Raw genomic sequence first — 22,093 nt, 5'->3', positions numbered from 1 at the left:
TTCGTTCGAATGCTTATTTCTTCAAAAACTTGCTGAGATCGGGCCCTCCGCCGCCAAGCCCGGGCATTCCGCCCGCGCCGGGACCAAGCCCCTGCCCGCCAAGCCCCGGCATCGCGGCGTCGAGGCCGCCCTTGCCGAACATCGCGGCGAGACCCTTGAGGCCGCCCATCTTCTTGATCTGCTTCATCGCCTTGGACATCTCCATGTGCATTTTCAGCAGCTTGTTGACGTCCTGAACCTGTGTGCCCGAGCCATTGGCGACGCGAATCTTGCGCTTGGCATTGAGCAGCGCGGGATTGCTGCGTTCCTTGGGCGTCATCGAACCGATGATCGCATCCATGCGCAGCAACACCCGGTCATCCATGCCCGAGGCCTGCATCGCCGCCTTGGCCTTCTTCATGCCCGGCATCATGCCTGCCAGCATCCCGAGGCCGCCCATGTTCTGCATCTGCTTGAGCTGCATACGCAGGTCGTTCATGTCGAACTTGCCCTGCTCCATGCGCTTGGCCAGAGCTTCGGCATCCTCGACCTTGACGGCCTCGGCCGCCTTCTCGACGAGGCTGACGACATCGCCCATGCCCAGGATGCGGTTGGCGACGCGGCTGGGGTGGAAGACCTCCAGGGCCTCCATCTTTTCGCCGGTGCCGGCAAACTTGATCGGCTTGCCGGTGACGGCACGCATCGACAGCGCGGCGCCGCCACGGGCATCGCCGTCCATACGGGTGAGCACGACGCCAGTCAGGTCCACCTGCCCGGCAAAGCTCTGCGCCACATTGACCGCGTCCTGACCGGTCAGCGAGTCGACGACGAGCAGCGTTTCACGCGGGGAAGAGATTTCGGCGACCGCCTTCATCTCGTCCATGAGCTGCTGATCGACGTGGAGGCGGCCCGCGGTATCGAGCAGCAGCACGTCGATCGCCTGCAGCTTCGCAGCCTGCATGGCGCGAGTGGCGATTTCGGTGGGCTGCTGGCCGGGGATGATCGGCAGCGTGGCAACGCCGACCTGCTCGCCCAGCACCTTGAGCTGTTCCTGCGCCGCCGGACGGTTGACGTCGAGCGAGGCCATCATCGCCTTCTTGCCCTGCTTCTCCTTGAGCAGCTTGGCAATCTTGGCAGTGCTGGTGGTCTTACCCGAGCCCTGAAGGCCGACCATCATGATCACGACCGGCGGCGCGGCATTGAGATCGAGCTCGGGCGTCGTATCGCCGCCGAGCATCTCGATGATCGCATCGTTGACGATCTTGACGACCTGCTGGCCCGGCGTGACCGAGCGCAGGACCGACTGGCCGATCGCCTTCTCGGTCACCTGATCGATGAAACGGCGCACGACCGGGAGCGCGACATCGGCTTCAAGCAGCGCGATGCGCACTTCGCGCATGGCATCGCGGACGTCCTGCTCCTTGAGCGCGCCGCGGCCCCGCAGCTTGTCGAACACGCCGCCGAGACGATCGGACAGACTGTCGAACATGGCCTAACTCCCTTTTGACGAACCACAGGCCCGCCAGAACGCCGAAAACGCCGGTGGGCGAAACCTCGCGGACCGGCGTGAGCGCAACATCATGCGAAAAACGCCGGCGGACGAAACCTCGTCAGCCAGCGTATCGCTATTGCGCGAAACTCATATGTCGAAATGGTGGAGCCGAGGGGGATCGAACCCCTGACCTCTACAATGCCATTGTAGCGCTCTCCCAGCTGAGCTACGGCCCCGTGCCATTTCATCCGAACCGATCCTGGGAGGTCCGGTTCGCCCCTTGCCGAAGCATCGCTTCCGCTTGGGAGGCCGCCCTCTAGTGGGGGCTCTCCCGCTTGGCAAGAGGGAATTTGAAGGCGCCCGATTTTTTCGCCGGACGCCCTGCGAAGCATTCTACCGGACTGGCGTCCGGATACGGCACCGGCGCGCGGGCCGGTGCCGCAAGCTCAGCACAAATGTGCCGAGCTCATCAGACCAACGCCTTACTCGTCGCGACCGTCGTCGTCGCCGGCACCGATGCCGAGATCGTCGTCACCGCCAAGATCGACGTCGTTGTCCGGCGAATCGCCGTCGTCATCGATGTCGAGATCGTCTTCGGCCAGATCGACGTCTTCCTGCTCTTCCGTTTCCTTCTTCTGAACTTCCTCGAAGGGAATCGGCTGCTTGGACTTGAGCACCGGCTCGGGATGCCACTCATAGCCGCACTCGATGCACTTCACCGGGTCATCCTTGCCCAGATCGTAGAAGCGGGTGCCGCATTTCGGGCAGCCGTGCTTGGCGCCCCACTCAGGCTTTGCCATGAAATGTCCTCATCTTGCCCGGCCGTGGCGGCCGGGTGTAAAATTCCGTGTCTTGATGGTAGGGCCCGCGCGCAAAATCAAGCGTACCTGCCGCATCAGGGCGCGCGCCTTGCCATAGGCGGCCCGCGCTGTCAAAAGCCGCGACCCGGGATGGCCTCCATTCCGCCCATTCGGGCCTGCGAAGCGCGATATTCTGCGCGCCGGTGCTCACGTACTTGAAGTACGCTGCGCTACGGTGCTCGAAGATCACGATTCTCGGCTCCGCCTGGACGAAATGGAGACCATCCCTCATCGTCCTGCCTCTTGCGAAAGCCCATCCCGTGAGCCACGCCGCCGACATCGCCCATCCCGCCGCGACGCGTCCCCGCCGCTTCCTGCCCGCAGGGCCGCTGAAAGGCACGATCCGCGTCCCCGGCGACAAGTCGATCAGCCATCGCTCGATCATGCTCGGCGCCTTGGCGGTCGGCGAAACGCGCGTGACCGGCCTGCTGGAAGGCGAGGACGTGCTGGCCACCGCCGCCGCCATGCGTGCCATGGGCGCGTCGGTCGAACGCACCGGGGAAGGCGCATGGTCGGTGCACGGGGTCGGCGTGGGCGCCCTGCTCCAGCCCCGGTCGCCGCTCGACATGGGCAATTCGGGCACGTCGACACGGCTGCTGATGGGGCTTGTCGCCAGCCACCCGATCACTGCGACATTCGTGGGCGATGCTTCGCTATCGAAGCGGCCGATGGGCCGCGTGATAGAACCGCTCTCGCAAATGGGCGCCAGCTTCGAGGCCAGCGAGGGCGGCCGCCTACCGCTGATTCTCAAAGGCATCTGCCCCGCCGTGCCGATCAGCTACCGCCTGCCGGTCGCTTCGGCGCAGGTAAAGAGCGCCGTTCTGCTGGCAGGCCTCAACACCCCGGGCGTAACCACCGTCATCGAGCCTGTCCCCACGCGCGATCACTCCGAACGTATGCTTCGCGGCTTCGGCGCGGAACTGAACGTCGAAGTGGAGGCTGACGGCACCCGGATCATCACCATTCGCGGCGAGGCCGAACTCAAGCCTCAGACTATCGACGTGCCGGGCGATCCCTCCTCGGCAGCCTTCTTCCTGGTCGCTGCACTGATCACGCCGGGCAGTGAAGTGCTGATCGAAAACGTGGGCCTCAATCCCACCCGCGCGGGGCTCGTCACGGTCCTGCGCCAGATGGGCGGGCAGATCGAGGAAGTGAATGCCCGCGAAGTCGGCGGCGAGCCGGTCGCGGACCTGCTGGTGAAGCACTCGGCCCTCAAGGGCATCGAGGTCGATCCGGCCATCGCCCCCAGCATGATTGACGAATTCCCCGCTCTCTTCGTGGCCGCCGCGCTGGCAGAGGGCGTGACGACCACCAGCGGGCTCGACGAGTTGCGCGTCAAGGAATCGGACCGCCTCGCCGTCATGGCCGCGGCCCTGACAGCCGCCGGCGCCCGCATCGAGGAGCGCGAGGACGGCCTCGTCATCACCGGAACCGGGGGCGAACCCTTGCCCGGCACCGCAGGCGCCATCGCCACCCACCTCGACCACCGCATTGCCATGTCGATGGCCATTGCAGGCCTCGCCAGCAAGAATGGCGTGGAAGTGGACGACACCCGCCCGATCGCGACCAGCTTCCCCGTGTTCGAAACCATGCTGGACGGACTCATGGCATGACCGAAATCGACAAGCGCGCCATCGATGCCTGCTACGAGCAGGCGCTGAAAAGCTACAACGAAGGCGGCTTGCCGATCGGCTCGGCCCTGACTCGCGGCGACGCAATCATCGCCGTCGGTCACAACCGGCGCGTCCAGCAGGGCAACCCAATTCTCCACGGCGAGATGGACTGCCTGCAGAACGCCGGACGCCAGACCAGCTACCGCGACTGCACGCTCTACACTTCGCTCTCGCCCTGCATGATGTGCTCGGGCACGATCGTACAGTTCAAGATCCCGCGCGTGGTCATCTGCGAGAACCGCAACTTCGGCGGCAACGAACAGTTCCTGCGCGATCACGGCATTGAGGTCGAGATCGTCGACGATTCCCGGTGCATCGACCTGATGGCCCGATTCATTGCGGAAAACGGCGCCCTGTGGGCCGAGGACATCGCCGACTGACGCCGCGCGCCGAGCCTTGCCATCCCCGGTGAGGCAGGCCATGGGGCACGCCATGATCATCGCTGTCGACGGACCTACCGCTTCGGGCAAGGGCACTATCGCCAAGGCCCTCGCCGCCCATTTCGGACTGCCGCACCTCGACACCGGCCTGCTCTACCGCGCAGTGGGCCGGCAAGTGATCCTGTCCGGCGGCAATCCCGACGATCAAGCCGATGCGCTTGCCGCCTGCGCCTTCCCCGATGCCCTGCTCTCCGATCCCGAGTTGCGCTCCGAAGCGTCAGGCGGCCTGGCGAGCCGGGTTTCGGTGCATCCCGCCGTGCGCGCGGCGCTCTATCAACGCCAGCGCGCCTTCGCCACGCAGCCGGGCGGCGCAGTTCTGGACGGACGCGACATCGGCACGATGATCGCGCCCGATGCGGAGGTGAAGCTCTTCGTGACGGCTTCGGTTGCAGCCCGCGCCCAGCGCCGGTTCCTGGAAATGCAGGGTCAAGGACGCGACGTCTCGCTCGACGAAATCGCCGCCGACCTGGCCCAGCGCGACGAACGCGACTGCACCCGCAAGGAAGCGCCGCTCCGTCCCGCCGAAGATGCCGTGCTTCTGGACACGTCCGACCTGCCGCGAGACAAGGCGATCGCCACAGCCATCGCCATGGTCAACGCGAAAGGCCAATCGTGAAAACCCGCCCTGCCTTGCTACTCACCGCGCTCCTCGCCGCACTTGCCGCCGGCTGCGCCGCCGCCACCGTTCCGCCCGCCGAGACTTCTCCCTCCGGCGCATATCCTTCCGCTACGCCCTCCTCCTCTGCGAGCGCGCAGCGCGGCCTTGCCTTCGCCGAGCAACACTGCGCCCAGTGCCACGGGGTGACGGCCAACACCCTGTCAGCCAATCCCGAATCCCCGCCTTTCGAGGATATCGCCAACCGCAACGGGCTGACCGAAGAAACGCTCGATCAGTTCCTGATCGATTCGCACAACTTCCCGGCCGCGATGGATTTCACCGTCACCGCCCCCCAGGCCCACGATCTCGCCGCGTGGATGCTGACGATGCGCAAACCGGGATATCAGCCCCAGCGGTAATTCGGCCAAAGGCCGCCATTTTCCTTGCATTTCGCCCATCACGCGCGTAGGGCGCGCCGGTCCAGACGGCCCTTGCGGCCTGATGGACGCTGCGGTGCGTATCCGGCGCCCGTGGCAGTTCGGCCCTTTTGGCCCGCCGATGCAATAGTGCGGATGGCGGAGGAAAGACCGGCGGAACCAACCGCCTGGCCGGAAAAATCGTTTTGAAGGAACCTGTTAATGGCATCTACTGCCAATCCGACTCGCGATGATTTCGCGAAAATGCTTGACGAACAGCTCGGCGGCGTCGCCGATGACGGCTTCGAAGGCCGCGTCGTCAAGGGCACCATCACCGCTATCGAAAACGACAAGGCCGTCATCGACGTAGGCCTCAAGAGCGAAGGCCGCGTGCCGCTGCGCGAATTCGCGCGCGGTGAAGGCGCCGAGCACGGCCTCAAGGTCGGCGACGAAGTCGAAGTCTATGTCGACCGCGTCGAGAACGCCGACGGCGAAGCCATGCTGTCGCGCGACCGCGCTCGCCGCGAAGCCGCGTGGGACAAGCTCGAAAGCGAATTCGGCGAAGGCAAGCGCGTCGAAGGCGTGATCTTCGGCCGCGTCAAGGGCGGCTTCACGGTCGACCTCGACGGCGCCGTGGCCTTCCTGCCCGGCTCGCAGGTCGACATCCGTCCGGTGCGCGACGTCGCTCCGCTGATGGACGTGCCGCAGCCCTTCCAGATCCTCAAGATGGACCGCCGCCGCGGCAACATCGTCGTGTCGCGCCGCGCCGTTCTCGAAGAGACCCGCGCCGAGCAGCGCAGCGAGCTGATCGACAAGCTGAGCGAAGGCCAGGTGATCGACGGCGTTGTCAAGAACATCACCGACTACGGTGCGTTCGTTGACCTCGGCGGCATCGACGGCCTGCTCCATGTCACCGACATGAGCTACAAGCGCGTCAACCACCCGAGCGAAGTGATCAACATCGGCGACACCGTCACTGTCCAGATCATCCGCATCAACCAGGACACGCAGCGCATCTCGCTGGGCATGAAGCAGCTTGAGAGCGATCCCTGGGAAGGCGCAGCGGTCAAGTACCCGGTCGGCGCCAAGCTCACCGGTACGGTCACCAACATCACCGAATACGGCGCCTTCGTGGAGCTGGAGCCGGGCATCGAGGGCCTCGTCCACGTGTCCGAAATGTCCTGGACCAAGAAGAACGTCCACCCGGGCAAGATCGTTTCGACCTCGCAGGAAGTCGAAGTCATGGTGCTGGAAGTCGACTCCGACAAGCGCCGCATCTCGCTCGGCCTCAAGCAGGCCCAGCAGAACCCGTGGGAAGCTTTCGCCGAGAAGCACCCGGTCGGCTCGACCGTGGAAGGCGAAGTCAAGAACGCGACCGAATTCGGCCTGTTCATCGGCCTCGACGGCGACGTCGACGGCATGGTCCACATGTCGGACATCGCTTGGGGCATCTCGGGCGAAGACGCGCTGGCCCTGCACCGCAAGGGCGAGATGGTCTCGGCCGTGGTTCTCGACGTCGATGTCGAGAAGGAACGCATCAGCCTCGGCATGAAGCAGCTTGAGCGCGGCGCCCCGGCTGCCGGCGGCGTTGCTGCAGCCAGCGGCTCGCTGCGCCGCGGTGAAGTCGTCACCGTCACCGTTCTCGAAGTCCGCGACGGCGGCCTCGAAGTCCAGGCTGGCGACGATGGCGCCACTGGCTTCATCAAGCGCTCGGACCTCGGCCGCGACCGCGACGAGCAGCGTCCGGACCGCTTCCAGGTCGGCCAGAAGCTCGACGCCATGGTCACTGGCTTCGATCGTTCGAAGAAGCCGAACTTCTCGGTCAAGGCCCGCCAGCTGGCCGAAGAGAAGGAAGCCGTGGAACAGTACGGTTCGTCCGACTCGGGTGCGTCGCTCGGCGACATCCTCGGCGAGGCGCTCAAGAACCGTTGATCTTGAGGCCTCCCTTCCAGGACACCGAAATCACCAAAGGCCCGTCCGGAGCAATCCGGGCGGGCTTTTGCTTTGTATATCGATGGTATAAATTCCGGCACATGCCCGAGCCTCAACTCTACAGCGAGCGACCGATCTTGAGCTTGCCGCTCCGCTTAAGGCTCGAAACAGCCGTCCTTTCCTTCATTGGTGGCCTCGCGGCGCCAGTTCTGCCTTCAGCGATATATTGGGTAATCTTGCTGGTGGGATTGAGCGTCGCAACAGCGATAGCTCTCTACGCACTTAACAGCGATAGCGACCATATTGCTCTCATTTCCATCCATCCCAAGCTAGAGCGGTGGCTCCTGTTATCGAGCTATGTTGGCATGATCCTCTCGGGCTTTTGGCGCTGGAAGCATGACAACTTCGCAGCACATGATGCATTTCCTTTCTTCATGTTATCCATCAGCCTGTTAGCTTCATCGCGCGTTGGCAAGAAAGCCAGCTGAACACGCAGCAGGTGGCACGAAGGCTTTTGCTTTGCCTTGCAAACGCTAGATTAGCGGGCAAGGAGACACTCCATGCTCGAAGTCCACCAGTTTCCCTGCCTATCCGACAACTACGGCTACCTGCTCCACGATCCGGTGAGCGAGGAGACCGTCTGCATCGATACGCCCGATGCCGACGAATACCTGCGGCAGGCAGGGCGCAAGGGCTGGCAGATCACCCAGATCTGGAACACCCACTGGCACCCGGATCACGCGGGCGGCAACGAGGCGATCAAGGCCGTCACCGGCTGCCGGATCACCGTACCCGCCGGTGACGCAGCCAGGATCGCCGGGGCCGACCGTCTGGTGAAGCAGGGCGACACTGTCGCGATCGGCGACCGGAAAGGCACAGTCATCGACGCCGGCGGGCACACGCTCGGGCATGTCGCCTATCACTTGCCCGGCTCCAGCATGGCCTTTGTCGGAGATTCGCTGTTCGCACTGGGCTGCGGACGCATGTTCGAAGGCACGCCGGAGCAGTTCTGGGCCAGCCTCAAGCGATTGAAGGCGCTGCCCCCCGAAACCATGCTCTACTGCGCGCATGAATATACCGAGGCGAACCTCCGGTTCGCGCTTCATGCCGATCCGGACAACGCCGATCTGGCCGCCTATGCCGCAGATATTGCCAAATGGCGGGACGCAGGCCTGCCCACGGTCCCGGCCAAGCTGGAACGCGAGCTCAAGACCAACCCCTTCCTGCGCGCCGATGATTCGGCGATACAGGCGCGCTGGGCACCGCCCGGCCATGAGGGCGATGCCGTCGCAACATTCGCTGCCCTCAGGAGCGCCAAGGACAGCTTCTGACGGCAGCCCGCCATCAGCCTCCCGTTCGTGTCGAGCGAAGTTGAAGCACGAACGGGAAAGTCAGAAAATTTTGGAAAACTCAGGTCTCCGGGAACGACTGGGTCCGGTCCAGCCTTCTCATCACTTCCTCAAGCGGCTCGACGACAGTGATGCTGCGCCCCTCGCCGAAGCGAATGCGCGTGCCTTCCGATATCTGCGAGATGAATGTGACCTGCGACGCGTTAATCACGGTCGGGGTGCGATCGACACTGGTCAGCTTCACGAACATGCATCACCTCTCCATATGGGCAATGCCGAGAGCCTAGACCTTCGCCCGCACAAAACCAGAGATCTGAATCAAAAACGAAAAAAAGCGGCGCAAAAGAAAAAGCCCCCGTCACACGACGGAGGCTCTTCTATCCCGTTGACCGGCAATGCGGCGGGAAATCAGATCCCGGCGATAGCCTGGTCCACCAGCACCTTGTCCGCATCGGCGGAGTGGTTGGCGGCAATCAGCCCCTTGGCGGCAGCGGCAGCAGCCACGGCAGCCTTGTTGCGCAGGTCGGTGACGGCAGCGAGTTCGGCGGCAGCAATCTTCTCCTGCGCCATCTTTTCGCGGCGGGTGATCACCTCGGCCGTGTCCTTCTCGGCCTTGGCGACGATCGCCTCGGCTTCGTGACGGGCATGTTCGAGCATCGCGGCCGCGTCCTTTTCGGCGTTCGCGATCTTGTCAGCGTATTCCTTGCGCAGGGCTTCCGCCTCGGCACGCAGGGTCTTCGCTTCCTCAAGCTGCGCCTTGATCTCGGCGATCTGGGAATCGAGGCCACGGGTCAACATGCCCGGCAGCCCCTTCCAGACCGCGATGGCCAGCAGCACGATCATCGACGCGCTGACAACGGCCACCGGCGGCGCAATGCCGAGCAATGCCGGTTCGGCGTGATGCTCTACATGGGCAGTGGTCTCACCGGCCATTTCAGCACCCTCGTGGGCGATGCCCTGTTCTACGGCAACACTCTCAGCCATGGACCAGGTTCTCCTTCACTGCCGAACGAACGGCGGCATCGTCGAGCGAAAGGCCGGCAACGCGGCTGACGATATCGCGCGCAGCGTCCGCGGCGACGTCTTCGATCTCGGCCGCAGCCGAGCGGCACGCTTCGGCGATACGGTTTTCGGCGTCCGCAAGCTTGCCGTCAATGACGGCCTGCGCCGCGGCGAGGCGGTCCGCAGTGGCGATGGCAGCCTTGCCGCGCGCATCCGCGATCAGGGCCTGCGCCTCGGCGCGGTTGGCGTTTTCACGCGCACGCCAGGAAGCCTCTTCCTCGTCCGCCTGCTTGCGGGCACGCTCCGCGGCGAAGAGGTCGTCGGCAATCTGCTTGTCACGCTGCGCAACCGTTTCCATCACTTTCGGCACCATGCCCCGTCCGACGACGAAGAAGGTAAAACCGAAGAAGATCAGCAGCCAGAAAATCTGGCTGGAATACGTCGCGGCGAGCTGTGCGATCTGAGGCATGGGTCAGCCCTGTCTCGAGGTAGCCGTAAAAATTCTCACGACCTGCATCCGGCCGCCCCACCAAAGGGTTCGGGCGGCCGGAGCGGCCGTTAGCGCGTTGCGATCAGGCGAAGATCAGCAGCGCGGCGATAACGAACGAAAGCAGGCCCAGAAGCTCGGCACCGGCGAAGCCGATGAACAGGCGGCCCTGCTGGGCGTCAGCAGCACCCGGGTTGCGCAGCGCACCTTCGAGGAACTTGGCGAAAACGTTGCCCACGCCGATCGAAGCGAGGCCAGCGCCGATAGCGGCGAAACCAGCACCAAGCAGCTTTGCAGCTTCTGCGTCCATTTCAAAAACTCCCTTTGGTAAACCCGATTGAACGGTAAAATCAGTGAAGGTTCTCGGCGTCGTTGAGATAGACGCAAGTGAGAAGAGCGAAAACGTAGGCCTGGATGCCGGCGACCAGCAGCTCGAGAGCGCAGATACCGACCATCAGGATGAAGCTGGGCAGACCGGCAATGGCGAAGAGGCCGAGGCTGGCGTTACCCGAGCTGATAACGAAGCTGGAAAGCACTTCGAGCAGGACGTGGCCGGCCATCATCGCGACGAACAGTCGCAGGCCAAGGCTGAACGGACGCACCATGAACGAGATCAGCTCGACCACGAAAATGGCCGGGATCATCAGAGCAGGCGTGCCGTGCGGCACGAAGAGCGAGAAGAAGTGCAGCTTGTGCTTGGCGAAACCGACGATGATCACGATCGAGAACGACAGGATCGAAAGCACACCGGTAGCCGAGAAGTGGCTGGTGAACGTGAAGGCATGAAGCCCGATCACGCCCAGCGGCAGCAAGCCGAGGAAGTTCGCGAAGAGGATGAACATGAACAGCGAGAAGATGTAGGGCACATACTTCTTGCCGTTGGGGCCGACATTGGCGGCCAGCATCCCATCGACGAAGCCGGTGAAGGTTTCCACCGCCATCTGCCAGCGGCCGGGAATGAGCTGGCGCTTGGCACCGCCGGCTACGAAAACGAAGAGCAGCAGGGCGGCAATTGCCATCCACAGCGTGCTGTTGGTGAACGCGATATTATAACCACCGATATTCCAGCTATCCGATCCGAACAACGGATGGATGCTGAACTGGTGCATCGGGTCGACCTTGCCTTCGGCTGCCACGCGAATATCCCTGTCGCCTATGGAACAGCAGCGCCCCTTCCACCCCCCGTGGATTAGTCAGGACGCCGGTTCGAAATCCGGATTATGTTCCTGAAGGCGATGAAGATCCCTACGAACAACATCACCAACAGACCCCAGGGCGACGTTCCGGCAAAGTGATCGATCACCCAGCCCAGAAACAAGCCGCCCGCAACACCCCCCAGCAATTCCGACAGCACACGGTTCCCGGCGCGATAATTCTCGTCCGTTTCCCCGCCCGCTGCCGGCCGGTTGCGTTTCTCTTCCCGCTCGCGAAGGGCCTTGAGCCGTTCGTCGAGCGCGTCGATGCGCGCGTCCTCGCCAACAGGGTCTCGGGCAGGTGGCTCGTCGTTCATGTCAGGCTCCTCTTGTCACACAGGAACGATTGACGCGTTCAACGGCTACCCGCCGAGGGCGCCGCCCCCTTAGGTTGCGCCTTTTCACGAGTCAACCTCGCCTCGTGCCGCACTGCAACTCTTAGCGCCGCACTGCGGCCTGAAGGCCACGCCCGCCTTGCCGCAGAGCTCACCGCAGAGTTCGCATCCCCCAATACCGCATCAACGATACGGCACAAAAAAGGGCCGGATGGCGATATCCCGCCCGGCCCTTTTTCCGAATCAAACGATGCTTGCGCCGGTGCGCCCAAGCGCCCTTACTTGCAGCCAGCGGGACGCGGCGGCAGCGAAGCGCCACGGACCTGCCAGGAGCCATCGGGTGCCTGATACTTTTCCCCCGGCTTGGTGTCCGCCAGCAGGCGGCAGGCAGTAGCCGTCGCATATTCCTGCACCGTACTCTTCGAGGCGGCTGCGCCTTCAGTGTAAACCGCACGGCGCTTGTTGTTGAGATCGCGCACCATGGCGACAATGGCCTGCGGCTGGCTGCCGACAACGCCGAGATAGCCATCCTGCTGCTCACCCACCTGCCCGGCAGCGCGGGCAGCGGAATATTCGGGGCTGCGCCCGTCCGCATGAACCGCGACAGCCCCGGTTGCGAGCAGCGCGGCGGCAACGGCCATACCGGCGGCCTTGAAACTCTTGATAGACAACCTGGTCATCAGAAAATGTCCTTGTTCTCCTCGATCGTCTTGGCCGCTTGCGCGTCAAGGCGATAAACCACTTCCTGCCGGATGTTGATGTTGAGCTCGATCACGATCGGCTTGTCGGGCGCCGAAACGTTCACGCAGCCCCCGAGAATTCCGACCGCTCCCGCAGCCATCAGCACCCTGGCGGCGCGAACGGCGCGCCTGCCGGACCTTTGGCCTTCCTGCTGCAGTGTCATGTCACCCCGCCCTTTCATAGCCGGGTTTGTTGCAGCCGGAACGCCTCCGGTCAATTCGCGTAGCATCATGGAGTTTTCTCACTGACTGGAGGCTGAATGGCGGAAACCGGCACGCCGGGCTGCGCCGCCGCCTTGATCCGGCCATCGGTATCGATCAGGCCCAGCGTCCGCGGGTCCACCACGTAGTTCGGATCATAAAGCGATCGCAGCGGCGCGAACAGGCTGAAGAAGGGCGCCTTGATATTGAGCTCGAAACGGATCGGCAGCTTGGCGATCTGCTTCGTCAGGAAGTTCTGCTTGGCGCCGATCCCCTGGCTGATGCCGTTGAAGCTGACGCGCGTGATGATTTCCCCCGCCAGCGTACCGCCCAACGAAATTTCCATGCGCTTGAAATCGACCGACTTGAGCATGTCGAAGGCAAAATTGCCCATGGTCGACAAGTCCTTGTAAGTCAGTTCGCCGACATAGGCGACATTGCCGCCGGGCGGGCGCGAGACGAGATGTCCTTCTTCGATCCGCCCGCCGTTCTCATCGAAAATAAGCGGCAATTCCCCGTCGAAAACGCCCGAGGCGTTGAGGTTCGACATGTCCAGATGGCGCACGAACGTGGTGGCATCCAGCCCCGTGACCTTGAGCGTGTAATAACGCGTTTCGGCCACCCCGATCTTCATGTGCGCCGGCTCCAGCGTCAGCGTGCCGTTCATGAAGGGCCATTTCGCGCCGTTGATCTGCAGGAAATAGTCCGGCTTCATCTCGAACGACATGATGCCGTCGGTCACTTCGATGCCGGGGTTGATAGAGGCGAGATGCAGCGTCTGATCCGGCGCAGTGACGAAACCGAGCAAGTCGGTGAAGACCACTTGCCCGGAAAGCCCCTTCACCGGGCCGAACGGCGCGGCGAAGTCCACTCCGGCAGTGGCGATGCGGCCATGGCTGGTCACGCCCTGCTCGTTCCAGTCAATGCGCCCGGTGCCATCGACCGAGCCTTCCAGATTGGAAACCACGCCGAGCGCCAATGTGGAAAGCGTATCGGCCTGCAACTTGTCGTCGAATCGCAAGCCGTCGACTGTCAGGTCGGCATGGCCGGTGACATTCGCGAGGTCATGAACGATGTCCGCCCTCACCACTTCGCGATCACTCTGCGGCTCGCGAATGAGCGCGTGGGCGGCAATCACGTTGTCCGCGAGGCGCAGCGTCGCATCGCGAGCGATCATCGGATTGAACCGCGCAACCTTCTGGCGGTCGACCAGCGTGAAGTGGGCTCCATCAATCGAGAGGACACCGTCCGTATAATGCCAGTCGCCCCCCGTCTTGAGCAGATCCAGCGGCACGGCATAAAGACGAATATCGGCATCGGCGAACGTGCCGCCGACATCCTTACCGACGCGGGCCTCCAGATCGCTGATTGTGAAATGCGATGCTCCGGCTTCCGGGCCGAGATCAACCTTCAGCGTGCTGGCCTTGACGGTTCCCGGCCCCACACCAGCCCCAGCCCCGGCCATCGCGAACCCCAGCGGCCCGCTGGCAATCGTGACCGGCGTTTCACCGAGACGGCCGGACAAATCGAGCCCGGCCACGCCGGCCGCGATCTGGAACGCACCGCCGCGGCTGCGGACAATCGCACCGGTTCCTGCCGGACAGACCGAAAGACTGCGGCGGTCGAGCGTCAGATTGGCGAACTGGAGCTGACGGAAGGCCACTTGCGTGCAGCGAGGCCATAGCGAAAGATCGCCGTTGGCGGCCCACAGACCTTCCACCGGAACGATCAGGTTGTCGGCACGCCCGCCCGGCAGATCGCCGGTAAGCTCGGCCTGCCCGGTAAACCGCAAGGCCCCGCGCACGTCCTGCACCAGTGCGAGTTGCGGCAGCGACACGCTGTTCGCACCGGCGCTGTATGCAGGCATCGTGACATGCATCGCCAGCCGTCCATCGGTGCCGCTTTCCATGCGCCCCGAAATCTGCGGCAACCCGCGCCCGCCGGTCGCGAAATTGCCCGTCACGCGGGGAAGCCCCTGCACCCCGAACATCGCCTGAAGGCGCGACAGCGTCAGCAGAGAAGCCCCACTGCCGCCCCGCAGCGCACCGCGCGGGACAACGAGGCTGTAGCCTTCACCCGTGCGGCGGAAGATCAGGCTGGCCGTCAGTGAACTGCCGCGCGTTTCCTGGCTCAACGCAGTCCGCACGCGCGCGGCCAGCGGGGCAAGGAGCGTTCCTTCGCCGGTCTTCTGGACACCGGCGATCGAACGATCAATCGCGGAACCAAGAGCGATGCCTTTGCCCCCGAGGTCCCCGTCGATATCGAAGCGGGTCAAACCCTCGTCCGAGCGCGCACGGCCATCGAACGAGAGGCTGGCGAAACGCGCCTGCGGTGTGCTGAGATCGCTGGCCGCAAGATCATAGCGCGCGTTCAAAGCGCCATCCCGGTACGTGACATGCGCCGTTCCCGAGGAAGCGCCGAGACGGTTTTCTCCATAGCGCGCGGTCCCGGCACGCAGCCCCAGCTTGCCTTCCGCGCCATCTAGTCCCTTGTCGAGCGTCACGTCGAGCTGCAGACCGGCCTGCGCCAGCCGCAAGGCGGCATCCGGACAGGCAAGCTCCCTGAGCCGCACCGGACCTTCGAAACGCGGCTTGAGCGATGCAATCGTAACCTTGCCGTAGAGGCTGGTCTGTCCGGCCGTACAGCCTTCGACGGCGAGCTTCGGCGCAATCGCAGCCAGTTCCCCGGCGAACCCTCCGCGCAGGGGTCCAGCGCCATCCAGCTTCGCACCGATGCTGCCGTAATCGCTTTCGATCAGGGCGCGGCCATCCTCGATCGCGACATCGAGATCGGGCATTTCGAATGGCCCGCCCTTCCCGGAGAACAGCACCTTGTCGAGCGAGCCGAAGCTCACTTTGCCGCCGTGCAACGTGCCGTAGAGCCGCGGGTGCACCACTGTGATCCGTCCAATGCCCGGCAAGCCCCAATAGAGCTGCGTGGCAACGCGGATCTCTTCAACGGTGAGATCAGGCGCCTTGGGATCGCCAATCACCAGATTGCGGACGACCTGCTCGGAAGGCCCGATCGACACGATCTCGTAGTGGGCAGGCAGGCCCAGCGAATCGAGCTGTCCGGCAATCAGGTTGTCGGCAATGTCCTTGCGCAGGCCCCATACGAGCCCCAGCGCGATCAGCAACACGGCCACGGCGGCCATCAACCATACGCGCCAACGCACGCGGCGCGCCGGTGGCGTGCTCACGTCATCGGCCGCGACGTCGGGTCCGGAAGACTGGTCCTGTTCTTGCGCCATCCGCTCCATCACTTGCGCTGGCCGCGCGGGAAAGGCAATTGTTTGTGCAGCCTATGCCAGACGACGCCCCACTCTTCGATGAACGCGCCGCACCTGCGCAACGCCCCGTCGATTCCGCAAACGATCCCAGCGGCCACCGCAAGCGGCTGCGCAAGCGTCTGCTCGAAGGCGGACTGGAAGCGCTGGCTGATCACGAAGTGATAGAACTCCTGCTTGCCCAGGCGGTTGCACGGCGGGACATGAAACCGCTGGCGCGCAGCCTGCTCCAGCGGTTCGGTTCACTCGCCGGCGTGCTCCAGGCCGATCCGCGCACGCTGGCGGGGCACCCCGGCATGGGCGAGGCCACGACCGCAGCACTGCAACTCGTGCGTATCGCGGCAACGCGCATGGCCCGCGAGAAAGTGCGCGAAGCTCCGGTGATCGGCTCGTGGCAGGCGCTGATCGACTATCTGACGATCGACATGGCCCATTTGACGGTCGAGCGCGTGAGGGTGCTCTATCTCAACGCCCGCAACATGCTGGTGCTGGACGATCTGGTGGGTGAAGGCTCGATCGACGAAGCGGCGATTCATCCCCGGGAAGTCATCCGCCGCGCGCTGGACATCGGGGCCACCGCGCTGATTCTCGTCCACAACCACCCCACTTGCCCTTTTCGATCACGTTCAATCACGCCACATCACACTGAAACACAACAGTTTTTTCAATTGTCGTAGAGTCGGCAATCATGGCATATTGGGGTCGGTTTTAGGGGGATCGAGCCCCTTTTTGACCCCAGTCGCCGACCCCACGAACCCGTCGCGCGACCCCACTTGGAAGCCGACGGAGAAGCCCAGTGCCAAGCCTTACAGATGGAGAAATTCGCAGAGCCCTGAAGCAGGTGGAAACGACCGGAAAGCAGCTCAGCCTTATCGACGGCGGCGGCCATGGAACCGGGCGCCTGATCCTCGTGATGAAGCCTATGCCTACGCGCGTGACCGCCGACTGGATGGCGCAGCAGTGGCGCGATGAGAAGCGGATCAAAAAGAAGCTCGGCTCGTATCCGTCGATGCCCCTCAGCAAGGCGCGAGAGGTGTTCAACCGCGACTTCGCGGAGATGATCCAGAAAGGCCGCAGCATCAAGATTGCGGGCGATACGCGGCCAGGGACTGTCGCCGACCTCTTCGAGGCTTATGTCGCCTACCTCAAGGATGGAGGAAAGCCGTCCTGGAAGGAGGCGGAAAAGGGCCTCAACAAGATCGCCGATACTCTCGGACGCAACCGCCCGGCCCGCGACATCGAGCCGGACGAGATCACGGCGATCATCCGCCCCATCTATGCGCGCGGCAAGCGTTCAATGGCCGACCATGTGCGAAGCTACATTCGGTCCGCCTTTAGCTGGGGCATCAAATCCGAGCACGACTATCGCTCCACCGCCGCACGTCGCTTCCGCCTGATCCATAACCCTGCCGCCGGTATACCGACCGAGCCCAAGACAGTCGGGACGCGCTGGCTGAGCGAGGAAGAGTTCGTTCGGCTCTATCGCTGGCTGGAATGCCCCGACACTCCGGTTCACCCCTCCTACCCACGTGCTGTCCAGATCCTCATGCTGACCGGCCAGCGGGTCGAGGAAATCGCCCGCCTTCATGTCGACCAGTGGGACGCCAGAGAGCGGATCATCGACTGGACCAAGACCAAAAATCTTCAGCCGCACGCCGTCCCAGTGCCGTCGCTCGCAGCCGAACTGATCGAATCGATCACTCCGAACGAATACGGATGGTTCTTCCCCTCCGCCAAGGATCCGTCGAAGCCCGTCAGCCACGGTACGCTCTACAGCTTCATCTGGCGTCAGCGGGATCGCGGCGTGATCCCGCATGCCACCAACCGCGACCTCCGACGCACCTTCAAGACCCTGGCCGGCAAGGCCGGAGTCCCAAAGGAAATCCGCGACCGCCTCCAGAACCACGCCATGCAGGACATCAGCTCGAAGCATTACGATCGCTGGAATTACATGGTCGAGAAACGCGCCGGCATGGCGAAATGGGACAAATTCGTCCGCGCCATGCTCGCCAAGAAACGCTTGAAGGCCGCGGCATGAGCCTCCAGCGCCCCATGCCCACACCTCGCCGTTCCAAGGTCAGCGACCGTCCCGGCCCCGGATTTGTGCAACAGGCTGTTGCCCGACCGTCCTTGACTTCACATAGCCTGGAGGCTATATGACTTGGGACGTTAAGCTGCATGATGCCTTCGAGGCAGAGTTTGCCGCTCTTGAGCGCGCCGTCCAAACCGAACTCCTGGCCGTCGCCAAGCTCCTTGGCGAATACGGCCCGCAGCTTGGTCGGCCTTACGTGGACACGCTCAACGGCTCCAAACATGCCAACATGAAGGAGATGCGCTTCTCTGCCGCCGATGGCGAATGGCGCGTTGCCTTCGCTTTCGACCCCGAGCGCAACGCGATCGTGCTGGTCGCGGGCGACAAATCGGGCGGCAGTCAGCAGCGTTTCTACAAGCAGCTCATTGCAAAGGCGGACAGCCGGTTTTCCGGACATCTGGAAAATCTGAAACCCGCAAAGAAGGGATGACCGATATGGGCCGGAGCCTGACCGACGTTATCGCCTCGCTGCCGCAGGATCAGCAGACCGAGATCGAGACCCGCTATCAGCAGATGCGGCAAGAGGTCGAAGGTCTGCGGGAGTTGCGCCAGATCGCTGGCAAGGCCCAGGAGGACATAGCGACCGCGCTGAACATCAAGCAGCCATCCGTCTCCAAGATCGAGAAGCAGGCCGACATGTATTTGTCGACCTTGCGCAGCTATGTGGAGGCCGTGGGCGGAAAACTCGAGCTAATCGTCCAGCTTCCTGGTGCGCCGGCCCTTCGTCTCGACCACCTAGGAGACATCGCAGAAAATCACCGGCCTGCGCGTACCGTCGCGCGGCGGCGCGCCGTTGCCGGATCGTAGAGCCGCCCCAAGGACTTCATGATAATTGGAAGTGAGCGACCTGCGGATTGGAACCCGCAAACCCGTGTTGCGGGCAACGCGGTAAGGGGAAGTAGGAACAAGACTATGCGCATCGCTATCGGCTTGGCGTTGCTTGGGGCGCTGACCACTGTAACAGCGGCGAAGGCCGATCCCTGCAAAGCCATTCCCGACCGTGGCCTGATGCCGTCATATCTTCACCGCGGCGCACACTTCTCCGGCCCCGTGGTCTATGTCGGAGACGGTGATTCCCTGTGCGTAGCCGTGGGCTCAGGGCCAGCCAACTGGGTTGAGATCCGGCTGGAGGATTTCTACGCGCCCGAACTCCACTCCCCCTCCGGCCCCGGTGCCAAGGCAGCGTTGGAGAGAGTAGCCATGGGGCGCAAGGCAGAGTGCATCGCCAATCACCGGTCCTACGACCGTGTGGTGGCCACCTGCCGGATCGGTGGGCGCTCCATCGGGAACCTGCTGAGCGCGACCGGGAGCATCGAGGGCGGGAACGGGCTCGACAAAGGCAAGCGGTGACGCTTCTGGAGCTACCCAATCGCGCTACCCTGCCGCGGTCGGAAGAAAGAGCATTTCCGGCCAGGAAATCGGCCGCCGTAGCGTGGACGCATGAGAGGAGAGGCTGGCGTCAAATGCTTGTTTGAGGTGCTCAATCACCGCCTCAGCGCCCTCAGTCGCTGACCCAGCACCAGGAGGACTTTTGACCGTGAGCGCGTTCATCACCTGCAACAGTTCCCAATCTCGCAAGACTTCGATCTTCCCGTCCTTCTCCGTCACGCCGAAAATCAGCCTATGGACGAGCGAGCCAGTCCCGGTAACTTCGTCTTCAACAGCTAGGATCAGCACCGGACGGTCGAGCCCCTCGACGGAGGCGGCTCGCGTTGGGATGTCTTGCGCATCGTCGAGCGCAATGTCGAACAGAGGATGGCCGATCCCCAGAACCCTAGAGGCGGCATTGGCGCCCCGGAGGCTGCGGTCGAAAACCAGTCCCTCGTACTTGTCTCGGAGCGCGTAGCTGCGCGCCTTCCAATCATCGGGGGTTCTGATCTCCAGACCACCATCCCGCCGGAAAACCCGGCGCCCATGCCTGCCTACAGTTTGGGTGAAGAACCGCTCGAGGTCGGGAAGGTCGACCTTCGGCAAGTCTCTTCCGACTTGTTGAAAATCAAACCTCGACACGGAGCCCAAAAGCTCGCGCACGGTTTCAACCACGTCACGCCCGCCGAGGGTGGAGGTGGCGCGATCGAACCAGGCTCCCAATCGCTCGCCAGAAAGCCCTTCGCTCCCGGAGAACAGCTCGTTGAAGAGCGAGTTGCCGGCCATGCCTATGACTAACTGCGAAATATCCTCCTGTTCCTCCATCACCGAGGAGAGAGCAGCCTGAATGCGCTCCAGCTTCGCATTGAGCAAATCCCAGATGCGCGCCTCGACGGTCTGGGGGTTTCGCAAAATGTAGACCGAGACCGGTCGCGTCTGGCCATAGCGGGATAGACGCCCGACTCTCTGGTGGAGTCGCATCGGGTTCCAGGGCATATCCGCGTGGACCAGCACAGCGCAGCGCTCTTGAAGGTCTATGCCCTCGCCGCCAGCCTCGGTGGACACAAGAAACCGCACTTTCCCCGCATTGAAGGCATCCGCGGCGTGCTCGCGAGGCTGGCTGACAGTCTTTGCCGAGCCCGAAGCCTGCTCAAGGCCATCCAGCCGTTCATCCCCGTTGATGAACGTAGCCGAACCAAACCCGAACCGGCGATGCAGCGCGTTGATGATAAGGGCTTGGGTTGCCTTGTATTCCGTGAAAAGCAGGATCGGCTCGTCCGGGCCGAATTCCTCGCCGATCATCTGAAGTAGGCGCTCGATCTTGGTCTCTCGGACTATGGCGTCGGCGAGAGCGATCAGCTCGTCGAGACGCTGTATTTCGTCCTCCACCAGCAGGACGGCAGCAGAACCGGGAAGCGCCTCCTCGGCTTCCGCCAAATCGTCAAACGTCGCCTGCTCGTCATCAGGAAGCGGGACGGACTCATTTGAACGGCCAACGAGGTTCGCAAGCATTGTTCGACGTTTACGGAGCGCATTGCGGATTGCCGCGATCGAACTGGCGGCCAGCTTCTGTAGCGTGATCAGCACGAGCATCCGGGCTGTCTGCGCCCGCCCGTCAAGGGTCGCAGCATAGGCCCGGCCGTCGATGACGAACTCGCTTAACGTCCGATAAAACTGCGTTTCATCGTCGCTATATTGGTATTCCCGGCTGAAGACGTTAACAGGCTTGAAGAGTTTTTGACCCTGGAGGTCGGTGACAGTCGCCTTGTTGTTTCGGATCATGACTTTGGAAAGCTGCGAGAGCTGTTCTAGCGGGTCATGCTCCGGGTCGAAGAGGTCCGGCCGCACAAGGCGCATCAGGCCGAAGAAGCCGTAGTCCTTTCCACGATGCGGGGTTCCGGTGAAAAACAGCAGGGAGTTGATCTTACCCCGTTCCTGAAGGTCGGAGACAAGGCTGTATGCCAGCGTCTCGCCGGCGCGTTCATCCACGCTGAGGTGGTGAGCCTCATCGACAATGACCAAATCCCAGGGATCGGCGTTAAGGAGCCTTTGCCGCGCCCCGCGACGGTCGTCTCTCAGCGTATGGAATGATGCGGCCACCATCGAAGCGGTTGCCCAAAAATCGCCGCGCGCCGTGTCCGCCTCCGTGACATAGCGTTGGAGCCGAATGTCGAACATATCCTTGAGGCGGAATTGCCACTGCGGCACGAGCTTCGCCGGCGCAAGGATCAGCACACGGCGCACACGCCCGGATGCGATCAACGGCATGAGGACAAGGCCGCATTCGATCGTCTTGCCCAGTCCCACGTCGTCAGCGACAAGCCAGCGAAAGGGCCATTCCTGGGTTACTTTGCGGCAAACCCATAGCTGGTGAGGAAGCAACTGCACGCGCGAGCGAGAAAACACCCCCCACTGGTCATTGACTGATCGGATGGCAAGCGCCTGGGCACGGATCACCGCATCTATGGGATCTGTGTCCGTGCCCGTGCCCGTGCGGAGAGCCGAGTAGAGAGACGGTATCTCGGCAATCTCGCTTGCCAGAACCTGCTCAACAGTCCCGCCAAAACGAACGACGACGGTGGCTCCCATATCCACCACGACACGGCCATTGCCGTGACGAGGATGGTGAACGGGAATACCGGCAGCCATT

24 protein-coding genes and 1 tRNA gene are annotated in these 22,093 nt (G+C 63.2%); 12 read left to right on the top strand and 13 right to left on the bottom strand.

Annotated elements, in window-relative coordinates; genetic code table 11:
* Positions 1 to 13: 13 nt before the first annotated feature.
* The 3 genes from ffh to NN5_RS04340 all read right to left on the bottom strand — a co-directional run bounded on the left by ffh (position 14) and on the right by NN5_RS04340 (position 2,271).
* Positions 14 to 1,468 carry a signal recognition particle protein gene (gene ffh, locus NN5_RS04350; protein ID WP_067732795.1) on the bottom strand — a complete coding sequence of 485 codons (1,455 nt, stop codon included), beginning with the start codon at positions 1,466 to 1,468 and terminating at the stop codon, positions 14 to 16.
* A 163-nt stretch (positions 1,469 to 1,631) separates the two neighbouring features.
* Positions 1,632 to 1,707, bottom strand: a tRNA-Ala gene (locus tag NN5_RS04345).
* A 246-nt stretch (positions 1,708 to 1,953) separates the two neighbouring features.
* Entirely contained in the window at positions 1,954 to 2,271 is a 318-nt protein-coding gene (locus NN5_RS04340) for a TIGR02300 family protein (protein ID WP_067732794.1), read from the bottom strand.
* A 320-nt stretch (positions 2,272 to 2,591) separates the two neighbouring features.
* Between NN5_RS04340 and aroA the strand changes: the two genes are divergently transcribed.
* The 7 genes from aroA (at position 2,592) to gloB (ending at position 8,721) form a co-directional block, all read left to right on the top strand.
* Positions 2,592 to 3,944 (top strand): 3-phosphoshikimate 1-carboxyvinyltransferase, encoded by a 1,353-nt coding sequence (aroA, locus tag NN5_RS04330; protein WP_084384729.1) that lies wholly within the window; start codon positions 2,592 to 2,594, stop codon positions 3,942 to 3,944.
* The gene (locus tag NN5_RS04325) at positions 3,941 to 4,384 is read left to right on the top strand and encodes a nucleoside deaminase (RefSeq protein ID WP_067732792.1); all 444 of its coding nucleotides are present in this window, start codon (positions 3,941 to 3,943) and stop codon (positions 4,382 to 4,384) included. Before aroA ends, NN5_RS04325 begins: the two co-directional genes overlap by 4 nt.
* A gap of 52 nt (positions 4,385 to 4,436) precedes the next feature.
* A complete protein-coding gene (locus NN5_RS04320; protein ID WP_067732856.1) occupies positions 4,437 to 5,060 on the top strand; it encodes a (d)CMP kinase in 624 nt (207 codons plus the stop codon).
* Positions 5,057 to 5,461: a c-type cytochrome gene (locus NN5_RS04315; protein WP_067732791.1), complete on the top strand. Its 405-nt coding sequence runs from the start codon at positions 5,057 to 5,059 to the stop codon at positions 5,459 to 5,461. The genes NN5_RS04320 and NN5_RS04315 overlap by 4 nt, the downstream gene beginning before the upstream one ends.
* A gap of 219 nt (positions 5,462 to 5,680) precedes the next feature.
* Positions 5,681 to 7,390, top strand: a complete 1,710-nt coding sequence (rpsA, locus tag NN5_RS04310) for a 30S ribosomal protein S1 (RefSeq protein WP_067732790.1) — start codon at positions 5,681 to 5,683, stop codon at positions 7,388 to 7,390.
* A 101-nt stretch (positions 7,391 to 7,491) separates the two neighbouring features.
* A complete protein-coding gene (locus tag NN5_RS04305) occupies positions 7,492 to 7,878 on the top strand; it encodes a hypothetical protein (protein WP_157081002.1) in 387 nt (128 codons plus the stop codon).
* A 72-nt stretch (positions 7,879 to 7,950) separates the two neighbouring features.
* Complete coding sequence (gloB, locus tag NN5_RS04300; RefSeq protein WP_067732788.1) at positions 7,951 to 8,721, top strand: hydroxyacylglutathione hydrolase; 771 nt, start codon at positions 7,951 to 7,953, stop codon at positions 8,719 to 8,721.
* A 79-nt stretch (positions 8,722 to 8,800) separates the two neighbouring features.
* Here gloB and NN5_RS04295 read toward each other — a convergent pair whose 3' ends face one another.
* The 9 genes from NN5_RS04295 to NN5_RS04255 form a co-directional block, all read right to left on the bottom strand.
* Positions 8,801 to 8,989: a flagellar FlbD family protein gene (locus NN5_RS04295; RefSeq protein ID WP_067732787.1), complete on the bottom strand. Its 189-nt coding sequence runs from the start codon at positions 8,987 to 8,989 to the stop codon at positions 8,801 to 8,803.
* Positions 8,990 to 9,147: 158 nt separating this feature from the next.
* Complete coding sequence (locus NN5_RS04290; protein WP_084384728.1) at positions 9,148 to 9,723, bottom strand: F0F1 ATP synthase subunit B family protein; 576 nt, start codon at positions 9,721 to 9,723, stop codon at positions 9,148 to 9,150.
* On the bottom strand, positions 9,716 to 10,210 hold the full coding sequence (locus NN5_RS04285; protein ID WP_067732786.1) for a F0F1 ATP synthase subunit B family protein: 495 nt from the start codon (positions 10,208 to 10,210) through the stop codon (positions 9,716 to 9,718). The genes NN5_RS04290 and NN5_RS04285 overlap by 8 nt, the downstream gene beginning before the upstream one ends.
* A gap of 103 nt (positions 10,211 to 10,313) precedes the next feature.
* Positions 10,314 to 10,538 carry a F0F1 ATP synthase subunit C gene (locus NN5_RS04280; RefSeq protein WP_008833283.1) on the bottom strand — a complete coding sequence of 75 codons (225 nt, stop codon included), beginning with the start codon at positions 10,536 to 10,538 and terminating at the stop codon, positions 10,314 to 10,316.
* Positions 10,539 to 10,578: 40 nt separating this feature from the next.
* A complete protein-coding gene (locus NN5_RS04275) occupies positions 10,579 to 11,364 on the bottom strand; it encodes a F0F1 ATP synthase subunit A (protein WP_067732785.1) in 786 nt (261 codons plus the stop codon).
* 53 nt (positions 11,365 to 11,417) lie between these two features.
* Positions 11,418 to 11,738, bottom strand: coding sequence for an AtpZ/AtpI family protein (locus NN5_RS04270; protein WP_067732784.1), 321 nt, complete (start codon positions 11,736 to 11,738; stop codon positions 11,418 to 11,420).
* A 296-nt stretch (positions 11,739 to 12,034) separates the two neighbouring features.
* Complete coding sequence (locus NN5_RS04265) at positions 12,035 to 12,436, bottom strand: YdbL family probable chaperone protein (protein WP_067732783.1); 402 nt, start codon at positions 12,434 to 12,436, stop codon at positions 12,035 to 12,037.
* Positions 12,436 to 12,660: a YnbE family lipoprotein gene (locus NN5_RS04260; RefSeq protein WP_067732782.1), complete on the bottom strand. Its 225-nt coding sequence runs from the start codon at positions 12,658 to 12,660 to the stop codon at positions 12,436 to 12,438. The genes NN5_RS04265 and NN5_RS04260 overlap by 1 nt, the downstream gene beginning before the upstream one ends.
* A gap of 65 nt (positions 12,661 to 12,725) precedes the next feature.
* Complete coding sequence (locus NN5_RS04255) at positions 12,726 to 15,947, bottom strand: intermembrane phospholipid transport protein YdbH family protein (protein ID WP_067732854.1); 3,222 nt, start codon at positions 15,945 to 15,947, stop codon at positions 12,726 to 12,728.
* A 53-nt stretch (positions 15,948 to 16,000) separates the two neighbouring features.
* Between NN5_RS04255 and NN5_RS04250 the strand changes: the two genes are divergently transcribed.
* From NN5_RS04250 to NN5_RS04230, 5 genes are all read left to right on the top strand, one after another.
* The gene (locus NN5_RS04250; protein WP_084384726.1) at positions 16,001 to 16,660 is read left to right on the top strand and encodes a JAB domain-containing protein; all 660 of its coding nucleotides are present in this window, start codon (positions 16,001 to 16,003) and stop codon (positions 16,658 to 16,660) included.
* Positions 16,661 to 16,779: 119 nt separating this feature from the next.
* Complete coding sequence (locus NN5_RS04245; protein WP_067732781.1) at positions 16,780 to 18,021, top strand: tyrosine-type recombinase/integrase; 1,242 nt, start codon at positions 16,780 to 16,782, stop codon at positions 18,019 to 18,021.
* Between the two features lie 118 nt (positions 18,022 to 18,139).
* Positions 18,140 to 18,505, top strand: a complete 366-nt coding sequence (locus NN5_RS04240) for a type II toxin-antitoxin system RelE/ParE family toxin (protein WP_067732780.1) — start codon at positions 18,140 to 18,142, stop codon at positions 18,503 to 18,505.
* Positions 18,502 to 18,882: an XRE family transcriptional regulator gene (locus tag NN5_RS04235; protein ID WP_245656226.1), complete on the top strand. Its 381-nt coding sequence runs from the start codon at positions 18,502 to 18,504 to the stop codon at positions 18,880 to 18,882. The genes NN5_RS04240 and NN5_RS04235 overlap by 4 nt, the downstream gene beginning before the upstream one ends.
* 201 nt (positions 18,883 to 19,083) lie before the next feature.
* Positions 19,084 to 19,425 (top strand): thermonuclease family protein, encoded by a 342-nt coding sequence (locus NN5_RS04230; RefSeq protein ID WP_245656224.1) that lies wholly within the window; start codon positions 19,084 to 19,086, stop codon positions 19,423 to 19,425.
* Positions 19,426 to 19,449: 24 nt separating this feature from the next.
* Here NN5_RS04230 and NN5_RS04225 read toward each other — a convergent pair whose 3' ends face one another.
* Positions 19,450 to 22,092 (bottom strand): DEAD/DEAH box helicase, encoded by a 2,643-nt coding sequence (locus NN5_RS04225; RefSeq protein WP_217998592.1) that lies wholly within the window; start codon positions 22,090 to 22,092, stop codon positions 19,450 to 19,452.
* Between the last annotated feature and the right edge of the window lies 1 nt (position 22,093).

This window comes from Novosphingobium naphthalenivorans NBRC 102051 (genome assembly GCF_001590985.1).
Taxonomy (GTDB): domain Bacteria; phylum Pseudomonadota; class Alphaproteobacteria; order Sphingomonadales; family Sphingomonadaceae; genus Novosphingobium; species Novosphingobium naphthalenivorans.
The sequence above is the reverse complement of the archived record's forward strand: the minus strand, read 5'-3'. Positions and strand labels throughout refer to the sequence as shown.

Excerpts from the sequence above, each read along its gene's own strand:
- NN5_RS04340 (WP_067732794.1), bottom strand. The coding sequence starts at position 2,271 with ATGGCAAAGCCTGAGTGGGGCGCCAAGCACGGCTGCCCGAAATGCGGC.
- NN5_RS04290 (WP_084384728.1), bottom strand. The coding sequence starts at position 9,723 with ATGGCTGAGAGTGTTGCCGTAGAACAGGGCATCGCCCACGAGGGTGCT.
- NN5_RS04255 (WP_067732854.1), bottom strand. The coding sequence starts at position 15,947 with ATGGCGCAAGAACAGGACCAGTCTTCCGGACCCGACGTCGCGGCCGAT.
- NN5_RS04305 (WP_157081002.1), top strand. The coding sequence starts at position 7,492 with ATGCCCGAGCCTCAACTCTACAGCGAGCGACCGATCTTGAGCTTGCCG.
- NN5_RS04295 (WP_067732787.1), bottom strand. The coding sequence starts at position 8,989 with ATGTTCGTGAAGCTGACCAGTGTCGATCGCACCCCGACCGTGATTAAC.
- NN5_RS04235 (WP_245656226.1), top strand. The coding sequence starts at position 18,502 with ATGACCGATATGGGCCGGAGCCTGACCGACGTTATCGCCTCGCTGCCG.
- NN5_RS04325 (WP_067732792.1), top strand. The coding sequence starts at position 3,941 with ATGACCGAAATCGACAAGCGCGCCATCGATGCCTGCTACGAGCAGGCG.
- NN5_RS04265 (WP_067732783.1), bottom strand. The coding sequence starts at position 12,436 with ATGACCAGGTTGTCTATCAAGAGTTTCAAGGCCGCCGGTATGGCCGTT.
- NN5_RS04285 (WP_067732786.1), bottom strand. The coding sequence starts at position 10,210 with ATGCCTCAGATCGCACAGCTCGCCGCGACGTATTCCAGCCAGATTTTC.
- NN5_RS04260 (WP_067732782.1), bottom strand. The coding sequence starts at position 12,660 with ATGACACTGCAGCAGGAAGGCCAAAGGTCCGGCAGGCGCGCCGTTCGC.
- NN5_RS04280 (WP_008833283.1), bottom strand. The coding sequence starts at position 10,538 with ATGGACGCAGAAGCTGCAAAGCTGCTTGGTGCTGGTTTCGCCGCTATC.
- rpsA (WP_067732790.1), top strand. The coding sequence starts at position 5,681 with ATGGCATCTACTGCCAATCCGACTCGCGATGATTTCGCGAAAATGCTT.
- NN5_RS04320 (WP_067732856.1), top strand. The coding sequence starts at position 4,437 with ATGATCATCGCTGTCGACGGACCTACCGCTTCGGGCAAGGGCACTATC.
- NN5_RS04230 (WP_245656224.1), top strand. The coding sequence starts at position 19,084 with ATGCCGTCATATCTTCACCGCGGCGCACACTTCTCCGGCCCCGTGGTC.
- NN5_RS04270 (WP_067732784.1), bottom strand. The coding sequence starts at position 11,738 with ATGAACGACGAGCCACCTGCCCGAGACCCTGTTGGCGAGGACGCGCGC.
- NN5_RS04250 (WP_084384726.1), top strand. The coding sequence starts at position 16,001 with ATGCCAGACGACGCCCCACTCTTCGATGAACGCGCCGCACCTGCGCAA.
- gloB (WP_067732788.1), top strand. The coding sequence starts at position 7,951 with ATGCTCGAAGTCCACCAGTTTCCCTGCCTATCCGACAACTACGGCTAC.
- NN5_RS04225 (WP_217998592.1), bottom strand. The coding sequence starts at position 22,092 with ATGGCTGCCGGTATTCCCGTTCACCATCCTCGTCACGGCAATGGCCGT.
- NN5_RS04240 (WP_067732780.1), top strand. The coding sequence starts at position 18,140 with ATGACTTGGGACGTTAAGCTGCATGATGCCTTCGAGGCAGAGTTTGCC.
- ffh (WP_067732795.1), bottom strand. The coding sequence starts at position 1,468 with ATGTTCGACAGTCTGTCCGATCGTCTCGGCGGCGTGTTCGACAAGCTG.